This window comes from Dictyobacter alpinus, from assembly GCF_003967575.1.
Taxonomy (GTDB): Bacteria; Chloroflexota; Ktedonobacteria; order Ktedonobacterales; family Ktedonobacteraceae; genus Dictyobacter; species Dictyobacter alpinus.
Map to the genome: position 1 here is coordinate 780,980 of NZ_BIFT01000002.1, position 13,173 is coordinate 794,152.

Here is a 13,173-nt window from a genome sequence, read left to right on the forward strand (position 1 = left end):
TGACGCTACCGCCTTTGGGACAAAGCAGTGGTTCTTTGTAACAGCACTGGCTACATCTATCCTGAAACGGCTCTATGCATTCAACCAGCACACAACGTCATACATGCTCCTTGGCAATGAAACACTTCTGCTTCACTCTGTAACCTGAGACATCATGAGACATGACATGGGACGCTAGAGACACTGACAGTGCCGGGGAGCCCATGCTATGCTATGAGCGTCAAACTATACATGTTCTATCATGTCAAACAGATCAGAATGTTCTGGACATCTTTTTACCTCACGTCTCTACAGATACAGAAACACCACCATCTATCGGCAACACGGGACACGGATGAAACGTTTTCGGACAGAAAAAGGGATGCAAGGAAAAATATATGCCGAGAAATGAGAAGTTACGTTTGCAGCGTGCGTTACGCAACTGGCGTCAGCAAGACCTGGCAGACCAGTTGGATGTCACGCTGACCACCATTCAGCGCTGGGAACGTGGCATTCAAGAGCCCCGAACCTATTATCGGGTCAAGCTTTGCGATCTCTTTGGTCTGCCACCTCAGGAGCTCGGGTTGTCTGATGATGATGATCAGCCACCACTCTCAGTGGAATCCGAGCCCGATACTGGAGCTGCCGAGCCTGCACTCTCTAAGTTTTCAGTGGGCGACGCTCTGTGGACAATCCCCTATCCACGCAATCCGCACTTTACCGGGCGTCAGGAGCTGCTGGCAGCCCTGGATCAGCAGTTCGCACCCGCTCCACTGGTCGCATCCACCGGCATCAGGCGAGCCGCATTAACCCAATCCCAGGCGATCAAAGGGTTGGGGGGCATTGGCAAAACACAAATCGCCATTGAATATGCCTACCATGCTCGTGAACAGCAACGCTATACCCATACCCTCTGGATCAATGCAGCAAGCGAAGAAACCCTTCTGAGCGGCCTTGCCGCACTCAAAGAGGTGGTACCAGCTATCTCGGTCCACAACGAAAACGATCAACGCGCCCTAGCGAGCGAGGCGTTACGCTGGCTGGAGCAGTGCCAGGATCCCTGGCTCCTCATCTACGACAATGCTGACGATCTTTCTTTCCTGCCTGCGTATCTTCCTGCCACTGGGAATGGAAGTATCTTGCTTACGACCCGGGCAAACAGCACCAGCCTCATGACTTCCTCTTTAGAAATAGAACCCTTGAGTATTGAGGAAGCCACCCGGCTCTTACTGCACCGGGCACAATTTGAAGAGGAGGTAACTCCGCAAGAAAGAGTGGACGCCAGTACGATTGCGATGGCGCTGGGCCTGTTTCCTCTGGCTATCGATCAGGCGGGTGCGTATCTGGAAGAAACTGGCTGCAATCTCCAGGATTACCTGACTATTTTTCATCAGCACCGTTATGAGCTGCTGGTGCGCCGTGGGAAGCAGGCAAGTGGGTATCCCGATTCAGTAGCGACCACCTGGAACCTCTCGTTCCAGCGTGTAGAAGCGACCAACCCGGCCGCCGCCGAATTCTTACAGCTGTGCGCGTTTCTGGCCCCGGACCAGATTCCCGAAGAACTGCTGATCAAAGGAGCCGCCTACTGGCCGCCGACCTTACAACAAGCCGTGACTGATCGTTTCCAATTCAACCAGATGCTGGAAGCTTTGCTGGCTTTTTCCCTGGTCAAACGCGTGGGTAAAACACGCCAGTTGAGCCTGCATCGCCTGGTGCAGGTGGTGCAACTGGATCGCATGTCTGCTGAGAAACAACGCCAGTGGGCGCAACGCGTGGTGCTGGCCATGAATGCCCTTTTTCCTGAAAACCCGGCTCAAACTGAAAGCTGGTCGCTCTGCCAACGGTATCTGGATCAAGTGCAGGCCTGTGACACATTGATCCAGAATTACCAGCTTCTGTCTCCCGAAGCAGCGAGCCTGTTAAGCAGAGCAGGTACGTATCTCGCAGGGCGCGCGGTGTATTCCCTGGCTGAGCCATTGCATCAGCAAGCACTAACCATCTGGCAGCGCTCTCAGGAGACCGATCCCTTGCCCGTCGCAAAACAACTGGTTCGGCTGGCAACCCTCTATTATGGTTGGGGAAAATATAAACAGGCCGAACAGTTTTATCAGCAAGCATTTTCTCTCTACAAACGACCTGAGACGCAAGAGGATAGAGGAGTAGGAACGGCGATGCGCGGCCTGGCCAACCTGTATAATAACCAGGAGAAGAATGCGCAGGCAGAAGCTCTATACCTGCGCGCCATTGACTTTCAAGAACAACGCTTTGGTCCCGATTATTTGGAAATCAGCCTTTCATTGAGTGGATTGGGATATGTGTATGTGAAGCAAAAAAATTATACCCAGGCAGAGGCGCTTTACTCCCGATCAATGCACCTGATCGAAAAGCAGCTGGATCCTGACCATCTGGATGTAGCTTATTCATTGTTAGGATTGGCTATAGTCTACGGGCATCAGGAACGATATGAAGAAGCTGAGCATATCTATCGACGTGTGTTGAGAATTCGTGAAAAACATCTGGGCCCTGAGCATTTTCTCGTAGGTTTTGTCTGGCATGAGTTGGCCAAACTCTATCAGAAACAAGGAAAATACCAGGAAGCCGAAAATTGCTATCGGCGTGCATTAAAGATCCGTGAAGAACAATTGGGCCCTAGACATTCTAACGTAGTAGATTCTCTGAATAGATTGGGCAACCTATACCACGAACAAAAAAGATATGCACAGGCGGAAGAATGTTTCCGACATGTTCTCAGGATTAATGAACAATTACAGACTCCCGATCCGCTTCGGACGAGCGATGTCACCCTCGAGCTGGCCATCATGTATTCTGAGCAGCGAAAAGATGAAGCGGCTGAACGTCATTTTCAGCACGCCCTGTATCTGTTTGAGCAGATATTGCAATTGGATGATGAAAGATTAGCGGAGGCACTCTACCATCTAGCGCGCTTTCGGCAAGCCCAGGACCGCACCCAGGAAGCGATTGAGCTCTACCAACGCGCCTTACAGATCCAACAACAGGTTTTAGGAGCGGATAACCCCATAACAATTGCTACTCTGCAGAGCATGCAAGAGGCTTTGCGGACAGCGAAGTAATAGCGAAACAATTCGGTAACCTGGATAATCTCCGTCTCACTTACCTCCAACGCACCACGCGCAGATTATCCAGCCAGCTCCCAGCAAAAAGCCAGGGGCGCCAGCTTGCTCATACCTCTCATACCAAAACACACGCATTACAGGACACCGCTCATTGATCATCAGGCGTACATATATGGTAAATTCCTTGTTGTGTACAGAGAAGTTCGGCACATCATGAAACCCAATAGAAAGTAAGATATAAAGCGGGCGTTAGTTATCGTTGGGTCCGACACACTCATTCGGACAAACGCCTTGCGAACGATAATTAACGCCCGCTGAAAATGGCGCTTTTCCAGGTACTATAAAAACAGAGAAAATAGACAGAACATTGGATCCCAATGTTTCTATACATGAAGGAGGATAAGCAGTTGATGACACATCAAGATATTTTGTTACAGGCGAAACTGTGCCCTCCTTCTCCTGGCCAGCGCCTGATCACGCGGCAGCGCTTACTTGAAAAAATCGATCAGGGGTTGGAAAGAAGACTGACGCTTGTCAGCGCACCCGCAGGTTCGGGAAAAACGACCCTCCTTGCACAGTGGCTCCAGGAGAAGAAGAGGACGTTCATGGGTACTGCGTGGATTGCTCTGGACGAGGGGGACAATGATCTGGCGCGTTTCTGGCACTACGTATGTGCCGCACTGGCACATATTGACCCCACGATCAAGGAACACGTGCCTGCGTTGCTACAATCTCTGGCATATTCAGATGAAGCGCTGTTAATTCCCTTGATAAATCTCCTGACGGAAACGGATACCCCTGTGGTACTTGTGCTGGACGATTGCCACCATATCACTGATGAGCGCATTCATCAAATGCTCGCCTTTCTGTTGCAACATATGCCTGAACAGATGCATATTGTGATGCTCACGCGCTTTGACTTACCACTGCATTTCGCTCGCATGCGCATACTTGGACAAGTGATGGATCTTAGCCAGGTGGATCTACAATTTACCTTTGATGAGGGGATGCGTTTTTTCGTTGCTATGGTCGAACATTCGTTTACACCAGCACATATTCAGGCTCTGGTTGCACGGACAGAAGGATGGGCAGCAGGACTCCAACTGGCAGCGATCGCAATGCACAAGCATCCCGACATCGAAGAGTTTATCACCTCCTTTACTGGAAGCAATCGCTATATCGTAGACTATTTGCTGCAAGAGGTGATTGAACACTTACCTGCAGATATGCAAACGTTTTTATTGTCTACCTCTATCCTGAAACGACTATGCGCACCACTTTGTGCCAGTATCCTGGATGATGCGATGGACCGGGAGGACGTAGTCCCACCAGATGTGGTCCAATTTCATACACGTAGCCGCCATTACCAGGAAATGCTTGCCTATCTGGAACGCACCAACGTATTCCTTGTTCCGCTTGACCAGGAGCGGCATTGGTATCGCTATCACCATCTGTTTGCCGAGGCGCTTCTGGCCCACCTGACGCATTCACACGCCGAGTTGATCGAAAGATTACATGCAAGGGCCAGCATGTGGTATGAACACCAGGGTCTTTTGAGCGAAGCTATCGAGCATGCCCTGGCCAGCAAGGATCAGAGCCGCGCGACGGTGTTGGCAGGGTTGCTTGCCGGCGCTTCTTCCCATCAAGCAACCAGGCCTTCTTTTCCCTCCAGGGAAAGACAACAACCATTGCTCGATCCATTGAGCGAACGAGAATTAGAAGTACTACAAGCATTGGCAGTAGGTGCAACGAATGCAACCATTGCCCAGGAGCTGGTGATTGCTTCTGGAACGGTCAAACGCCATCTGAGCAATATCTTTTCAAAGCTTGGAGCGGCAAATCGTCTGCAGGCTGTAGCACAGGCCAGAAATCTTGGCCTGATCTAACCCTGCTATATCTCCACTATCACAGGCAGGTCGTATGCACCAGTGCAGTTGCATACGATCTGCACTCCCAGGATCACATGCAACGTGTGCCATTATAGTGCGCAATCGCTACCGCTTCCACCGCTTCTTCTCACTCCACACATTCAGCCAGTGTACAATGTCATGCCTGTTCATTGGCACTGAAACACTTCTGCTTCACTTCTCTTCACGCTGTGACCTGTGACAGCATGGGACATAACATGGGACGTTCCAGGCACTGGCGATGCCGGGGGTGCCCATGCTATTCTATGAGCATCAAACTATGTATGACAGAACATGTCAAGCAGATCAAAGATAGTTCTGGACATCTTTTTGCCTCACGTCTCTACAGGTACAGAAACACCACCATCTATCAGCAACACGGGACACGGATGAAACGTTTTCGGACAGAAAAAGGGATGCAAGGAAAAATATATGCCGAGAAATGAGAAGTTACGGCTACAGCGGGCGTTACGCAACTGGCGTCAGCAAGACCTGGCCGACCAGTTGGATGTCACGCTGACCACCATTCAGCGCTGGGAACGCGGCATTCAAGAACCCCGAACCTACTATCGGGTCAAGCTCTGCGATCTCTTTGGTCTGCCACCTCAGGAGCTCGGGTTGTCTGATGATGATGATCAGCAAGCACTCGCCGCAGAAGTTGAACCTGACGAGGAAGCGCCCGAGCCTGCATACCCTGAGCCGGCTGAGGGTAGCACGCTCTGGACGATCCCCTATCCACGCAATCCTCACTTCACCGGGCGTCAGGAGCTGCTGGCTACCCTGGATCAGCAGTTCGCCCCCGCTCCCCTGGTTACCTCCACCGGCATCAGGCGAGCCGCATTAACCCAATCCCAGGCGATCAAAGGGTTGGGGGGCATTGGCAAAACACAAATCGCCATTGAATATGCCTACCATGCTCGTGAACAGCAACGCTATACCCATACCCTCTGGATCAATGCGGCCAGCGAAGAAACCCTTCTGAGCAACCTTGCCGCACTCAAAGAGGTGATACCAACCATCTCGGTCCACAACGAGAATGATCAACGTGCCCTGGCGAGCGAGGTGTTGCACTGGTTGGAACACTGCCAGGATCCCTGGCTCCTCATCTACGACAATGCTGACGATCTTTCTTTCCTGCCTACATATCTTCCTGTCGCTGGCAATGGCAGCATCTTGCTTACGACCCGGGCAAACAGCGCCAGTGTCATAGCTTCCTCTTTGGAGATAGAACCCTTGAGTATCGAGGAAGCCACCCGGCTCTTACTGCACCGGGCACAATTTAAAGCGGAGGTAACGCCACAAGAAAGAGAGGATGCCAGTACGATTGCGATGGCGCTGGGCTTGTTTCCCCTGGCCATCGATCAGGCAGGTGCGTATCTGGAAGAAACTGGCTGCAATCTCCAGGATTACCTGACTATTTTTCATCAGCATCGTTATGAGCTGCTGGTGCGCCGTGGGAAGCAGGCAAGTGGGTATCCCGATTCAGTGGCGACCACCTGGAACCTCTCGTTCCAGCGTGTAGAAGCGTCCAACCCGGCGGCAGCCGAATTCTTGCGGCTGTGCGCGTTTCTGGCCCCTGACCAGATTCCCGAAGAACTGCTGATCAAAGGAGCCGCCTACTGGCCGCCGACCTTACAACAGGCTGTGACTGATCGTTTCCAATTCAACCAGCTGCTGGAAGCCTTACTGGCTTTTTCCCTGGTCAAACGGGTGGGTAAAACACGCCAGTTGAGCCTGCATCGCCTGGTGCAGGTGGTGCAACTGGATCGCATGTCTGCTGAGAAACAACGCCAGTGGGCGCAACGCGTGGTGCTGGCCATGAATGCCCTTTTTCCTGAGAACCCGGCTCAAACTGAGAGTTGGTCACTCTGCCAGCATTATCTGGATCAAGTGCAGGCCTGTGACACATTGATCCAGAATTACCAGCTTCTGTCTCCCGAAGCAGCGAGCCTGTTAAGCAGAGCAGGTATGTATCTCGCGGGACGCGCGGTGTATTTCCTGGCTGAGCCATTGCATCAGCGAGCACTAGCCATCTGGCAGCGCTCTCAGGAGACCGATCCCTTGCCCGTCGCAAAACAACTGGCGCAGCTAGCAACCCTCTATCATGATTGGGGAAAATATGGACAGGCCGAGCAGTTTTATCAGCAAGCGTTATCTCTCTATAAACGACCCGCGGCACAGGACAATATCGGGGTAGGAGAGGCGATGCGCGGCCTAGCTACCCTGTATAATAACCAGTGGAAGAATGCGCAGGCCGAAGCTCTGTACCTGCGTGCCATCGACTTTTATGAACAACGCTTTGGTCCTGATTATTTGGAAATCAACTTTTCATTGGGCGGATTAGCGTATGTGTATGTGAAGCAAAGCAAGTATGCTCAGGCAGAAGCGCTCTACTCACGCGCAGTTTCCCTACTTGAAAAGCAGCCAGATCTTGACCAGCTTCGCATCTCTTCTCAGCTGTTAGGATTAGCTATAGTCTACGGGCATCAAGAACGGTATGAAGAGGCTGAGCATATCTATCAGCGTGTGCTGAGCATTCGTGAAAAGCATCTGGGCACTGAGCATTTTCTCATAGGTTTTGTCTGGCATGAGTTGGCCAAACTCTATCAGAAACAAGGAAAATACCAGGAAGCTGAAGATGGCTATCAGCGAGCGTTAAAGATCCGTGAAGAACAATTGGGTCCTGGACATAGGCATGTTGCTGATTCTTTGAATGGATTGGGAACCCTGTACTGTGAACTGAAAAGATATGCGCAAGCAGAAGAATGTTTACAACGTGCACTTAGGATTCATGAGCAATTACAAAAGCCTGATCATTTTCTGGTGAGTGATGTCATCCTTTCACTGGCTACCCTTTACTCTAACCAGCGAAAGGACGAAGAGGCTGAACATCATTTTCAGCAAGTCCTGTATTTGCGTGAGCAGGTATTACAATTAGATGATGAGAGACTGGCGGCGGCACTCTACCATCTGGCGCGCTTTCGGCAAGCCCAGGACCGCAGCCAGGAAGCGATTGAGCTCTACCAACGCACCTTGCAGATCCAACAACAGGTATTGGGGCCTGATAACCCCATGACAATTGCTACTCTGCAGAGCCTGCAAGAGGCTTTGCAGGCAGCAAAGTAATTCAGCAGCCTGAATAATCGTCGCTCCACGGGCTGGCGAACCTTTATGCCCGCCAAAGAGGCATAGCCAGCAGGACGAACCCGTAAACACCTATCTGCCTGATCCAACTCAAATAGCAACGAGTCATACGCAACGACCGCAAAACGATACACAACGATCTTTATGAAGAATAAGCGACAGGATATGATTTCACTAGAGACTGCGGAAGGTCTCTCCTCTTCAAAGATATGCGTATTTTTGCGGATGAACTCGTTTTTTTGATGAAGAAAGAAGGAAACAGATGCGTACTCCTCATGTGGTTCTGGTGCACGGTGCCTGGTCAGATGGCTCTTGCTGGAGCAAGGTTATTGAACGTCTTCAGAGTGCGGGCTATACGGTCACCGCTGCACAGATCCCTTTGACCTCACTGGCGGATGATACGAACACGGTGCGGAGAGTTTTAAACATTCAGACTGCTCCAACCATTCTTGTCGCCCATGCCTTTGGCGGCGCGGTAATTACTGAGCTGGGTCAAAACGCTCCCAACGTGTTCGCCCTGATCTATATTGCGGCATTCGTGCCGGTGGCGGGAGAAACCATGAAGGACCTGGTCACCAGCGGACCTCAGCCAGCAGGAACGGCGGCGATCCGCCCTGATACCCAGGGATTTATCTGGCTCGATCGCGACGGCTTTGCGCGCTATTTTGCTCCCGACGTCGATCCGCTGCAGGCTCGCAGCCTGGCTGCTGTACAGAAGCCTATCGCGGTCAGCAACTTTTTAGGGGGTGAACCGTTTGGAGAACCAGCATGGAAATTGCTTCCATGCTGGTACCTGGTCACTGAACGGGATCAAATGCTGGCACCCGCTGCGCAACGCTCAATGGCGCAACGAGCAGGAGCTACAATTTCCTCAATTGCTGCCAACCACGCGGTGATGATTACCCATCCCGATGAAGTAGAAAATCTCATCATCACGGTGGCAAAGGCCATATAGTTCTCTTTATTTCATTTCACTAGCCGCCTGGCATAGCATGCTATGCCGGGCAAGCATTATTTCAGCGCTTGTATTGCTCTATGTGATAACGGCCGGCGCGTTCAAGCAACTCGGTACTCTCAGGAAAGTGCAACTGGTAGTGCTGGATCAGTGTTTCACATGCCTCCACCTGAGCCCGGTAGCGCAGACACGTCGGCCAGATGGCCGCATTGTGCGGATCACACGGGGAGAGAGCATGCACCGCTCGTACCACGCGTTCCGCCCACTGCCTCTGTTCCTCAGGAGACATACGATCCAGTTGCACCACCTGCACCAGGCGATGCAGGCTCAACTGACGCGTTCTACCAATCCGTTTGATCAGAGAGAAGGCCAGCAAAACTTCCAACAGTTGATTGAACTGCCAGCGATCAACTACGGTTTGCTGTAAGGTCGGCGGCCAGTAGGCACTTCCATCCATGAGGAGTTCTTCTGGAATCTGATCAGGGGCCAGCAATGCGCACAACCGCAAGAATTCGGCGGCCGCGGGATGGGCCGCTTCCACACGTTGAAACGAGAGGGACCAGATAGTTGCCACCGATTCAGGATAGCCCATGTGCTTGCCCCGCCGCGCAAGTAATGCGTAGCGGTGCTGGTGATAGATCTGAAAATAATCTTGCAGACTACAGGCCGTTTCTTCAATATAGGCACCAGCCTGATCGATAGCCAGAGGAAACTGCGCCAGGGCCACTACAATATTGGTAGCTTCTTCAATCTCACTGGCCTCGGCTGGTAGCGTATGTTGAGTTCGCCGTAACAAAAACTGTACGCCCTCCATGACATCCATAGTACTCACCTCCATTGAAGAGGTCAGTGAGCCCGTCGCATTCGAGCGTGTAGTCAGCAAAATACAGCCTTTGCCCCGCAGAGGAATAAAGGCGTTGACAAGAGAGAGATCATCAGCGTTGTCAAAAATCAGCAGCCAGGGCTGTTCGCAACGTTCTAGCCCGCGGAGAACCGTCGCCACAATTTCATGGTGATCGGCGTCCTGCTGCATACATTCGATGGATAAAAGCTCCGCCAATACGAGAAAGCCAGCCACAATGGTTTCTTCACTGACCGCATTGATCCAGAAGGTATGAGCATAGCATCCCTGCTCACGCGCTCGATAGGCATATTCAATAGCGATCTGTGTTTTGCCGCTCCCTCCCAAGCCTTTCAGAACCTGCACCCGGGTCAGCACCACCTGCTGGCCGCCAGATTGAAGGTCTGGTATTTGGCTCGAGAATTGTCGTTCCAGCTGCTCAAAGAAACGTTCACGCCCGGTGAAATGAGGATTGCGTGCATAGGGAATCATCCAAATAGCGATCTCTTCTGGAGGAAATGTCGCTGATGGAAACACAGCCTCTGCTTGTAGCGCTACAGATGTTTCCTCTTCCAGGGCTTGAGAAAGAGTAGGAGCAAAACCCAGTTCCTGAGGACCTAGCTCAAAAAGCGCACACAACTTCCCACGGTAATAGGCACTTGGACTTTGAAAGCCCCGTTCCCAGCGATGGATGGTGAGGATGGAGACACCTAACGTATCGGCCACATCGCGCTGGCGCCAGTTACGCCGAATACGCTCCCGTTGTAAGAATTCATTTATCGGCATGGAAATCTCCTTAATGGCAGGGGCTTGTCCCTAACCCACACAGGGGTGAGACAAGAGGCCGCTTGACACCAACCCACTGACCGAAGATGTACCAGGATGAAGACAAGATGTAGTAGGCATACACATTGCGACTTGATAGATACGTTTTTCCAGATTAATTCGTCTTCTATAAACTTATGTTTCACATTCTACCATAACGTATGCCAAAATCAAGCAAGCTAGAGATAGGAACAACATGGTCTCCCAACATCATTAACAATATCGAAAGGGCTGATAAAGCGGTGCCACTACATCTTTTGGCCCATAGGTATCGCGGTGCCAGGAATATACCATTGGGGACATGTCTTTCTCCTCCTTTTCTGTCATACTCAGAATGTGCAAAGCAGAAAAGATCAATCCGTTTCAATCAAATCGTGCATTACCACTATTCTACTCAAAGCTACATATGCTCAAAGGCCAATAGATAGGTAAAGTTGGCCCGTTTACCACTCTAAAGGAGTATTGATATGGAAACCATTACGACTCGCGAACAGCAAGAGATCGAACGCGCCAACGCCTCTGGATTGCAGCCAATCGTGTTCGTACACGGACTCTGGCTTCTCGCATCCAGTTGGGATCCCTGGCGCGCATTCTTTGAAGAGCGGGGCTATATCACCCTCGCGCCTGGCTGGCCTGATGATCCTGAGACAGTTGTAAACGCAAAAGACGATCCAGAGGCCTTCGCGAACAAACGGATTAAACAGGTTGTAGATCATTTCAGTCATGTGATCAGCCAACTTAAGCAGAAACCAATGATCATTGGGCATTCTTTCGGCGGCCTTTTCGCTCAGCAACTGGCCGACAGAGAATTATCCGCTGCGACGGTAGCCATTGATCCCGCAGGATTCCGCGGTGTGTTGCCACTGCCTCTCACTGAGCTCAAATCAGGCTCACCAGTTCTGAGTAATCCAGTCAACTACCATCGGTCAGTCGCACTGACGTTCGAGCAGTTTCACTATGGTTTTACCAACGAGCTAGACGAAACGGAAGCCCGCCAGCTCTATGAAAAATTCGCGGTTCCCGGCCCAGGTACACCCCTCTTCCAGGCTGCGGCAGCCAACCTCAACCCATGGACAGAGGATAAGGTGAATACAAAGAATCCGGAACGTGGACCCCTTTTGCTCATTGCAGGCGAGAAAGACCATACGGTCCCGGCGGTTGTTGTCAAAGCCGCATACAAACTGCAACAAGCCAGTCCCGCCGTCACTGAGTTTCGCGAAATCCCTGGCCGTGGACATTCACTCATCATTGATCACGGATGGCCCGAAGTCGCTGAAATCGCTCTCGCGTTTGTCAGGCAACACAAACAAATTACGCTATAGCTATGACTTTTTACCATATGCATTCTCTGGAAGAAGCTCAATAACACAACACGCGAGCCTTTAATTGCTTCATAGAACACGCCCACTGACGCAGCCTTGAAATACTCAGGCGATGCATCAGTGGGCGTGTTAATGGATGGCTACTTGTTTACGGCAAATATGATACTATTTTCAGTAACTGGTTTGCTCTGCGCATGCATAATCTCGGTTCACCTCAAAGATTTCTAACTCAGTGCAGCTATTGCCAGTTATTACTCTTCAAGCTACGCGAACCCAAAGACGAAGGCTCATGCATATTGAGATAAAAGGAGCGATGTATGCATCTGGATGTGCGCAAAAACTTTGAAGAAAAAGTTTCGTATGTTGCCCGCAGCCTTTCTAGCATGGCGGTCTATGATCAAGCCAGTTTCCTGGCTGTTGATTGCGGCTTGCCAAGCGATACGTTTAACGTCATTGTCGTGAGAGATGTATCTGAAGTGGCTCAACTTCAGACAGGCGTTGATCGATTTATTTCCCGCAAGCTACCATTTGCAGTATGGTACTGGGATGATGCTGTTGATAAAGCCAATGTGCCAGAAATCACGCAGCATGGTCTGGTCCATACTGAAACCCACAAAGCCATGTATGCAGATCTTTCTCAGCTTCCCCCCCTCTCTTTTCATGTTGAGGGCTTAGAGATCAAACACGTCACCACCACAAGCGAGCTGCTTCAGTTTGGAGAGCTCATAGCTGCGCTCTTTGGTAATTCACCTGAGGGACGTCAAGTCTTTACCTATTTTCAGACCCTATCTAGCTATCCACTTACGATGTTTCCCAACATGCGTTATTATCTTGGCATATGTGATGAGCAGGTTGTCGCTATTGGAACACTCTTTATTGGTAGTGAGACTATTGGGATCTACGATATTGTTACCCATAATCACTATCGTAAGAGAGGCATTGGAAGCGCCATGTTCCAACATTTGTTAAACGAAGCACGTAAAGAAAAACATCGTTTCAGCGTACTACAAGCTTCTCCAGATGGGCTCGGAATCTATTTAAGGTCTGGCTTCACCATTACTGGTGAGGTCTTTACCTTTGAGCGTGCTTGAAATCACAGATGGCG

The 13,173-nt window shown here is 50.9% G+C and carries 7 protein-coding genes; 6 read left to right on the forward strand and 1 reads right to left on the reverse strand.

The window, feature by feature from the left end:
* The first annotated feature begins 377 nt into the window (after positions 1-377).
* The 4 genes from EL633_RS25565 to EL633_RS25580 all read left to right on the forward strand — a co-directional run bounded on the left by EL633_RS25565 (position 378) and on the right by EL633_RS25580 (position 9,080).
* Positions 378-3,071: a helix-turn-helix domain-containing protein gene (locus EL633_RS25565; RefSeq protein WP_126630107.1), complete on the forward strand. Its 2,694-nt coding sequence runs from the start codon at positions 378-380 to the stop codon at positions 3,069-3,071.
* Between the two features lie 413 nt (positions 3,072-3,484).
* Positions 3,485-4,960, forward strand: a complete 1,476-nt coding sequence (locus EL633_RS25570) for a winged helix-turn-helix domain-containing protein (protein WP_161982435.1) — start codon at positions 3,485-3,487, stop codon at positions 4,958-4,960.
* A gap of 453 nt (positions 4,961-5,413) precedes the next feature.
* Entirely contained in the window at positions 5,414-8,107 is a 2,694-nt protein-coding gene (locus EL633_RS25575; protein ID WP_126630109.1) for a helix-turn-helix domain-containing protein, read from the forward strand.
* Positions 8,108-8,387: 280 nt separating this feature from the next.
* Complete coding sequence (locus EL633_RS25580) at positions 8,388-9,080, forward strand: alpha/beta fold hydrolase (protein WP_126630110.1); 693 nt, start codon at positions 8,388-8,390, stop codon at positions 9,078-9,080.
* 61 nt (positions 9,081-9,141) lie between these two features.
* Here EL633_RS25580 and EL633_RS25585 read toward each other — a convergent pair whose 3' ends face one another.
* Positions 9,142-10,707, reverse strand: a complete 1,566-nt coding sequence (locus tag EL633_RS25585) for a helix-turn-helix domain-containing protein (RefSeq protein ID WP_126630111.1) — start codon at positions 10,705-10,707, stop codon at positions 9,142-9,144.
* A gap of 506 nt (positions 10,708-11,213) precedes the next feature.
* On the opposite strand from EL633_RS25585, the gene EL633_RS25590 reads away from it, so the two are divergent.
* Together EL633_RS25590 and EL633_RS25595 are read left to right on the forward strand one after the other, a co-directional pair.
* Positions 11,214-12,068 (forward strand): alpha/beta hydrolase, encoded by an 855-nt coding sequence (locus EL633_RS25590; protein WP_126630112.1) that lies wholly within the window; start codon positions 11,214-11,216, stop codon positions 12,066-12,068.
* A gap of 317 nt (positions 12,069-12,385) precedes the next feature.
* Positions 12,386-13,159 carry a GNAT family N-acetyltransferase gene (locus EL633_RS25595; RefSeq protein WP_126630113.1) on the forward strand — a complete coding sequence of 258 codons (774 nt, stop codon included), beginning with the start codon at positions 12,386-12,388 and terminating at the stop codon, positions 13,157-13,159.
* The last annotated feature ends 14 nt before the right edge of the window (positions 13,160-13,173 follow it).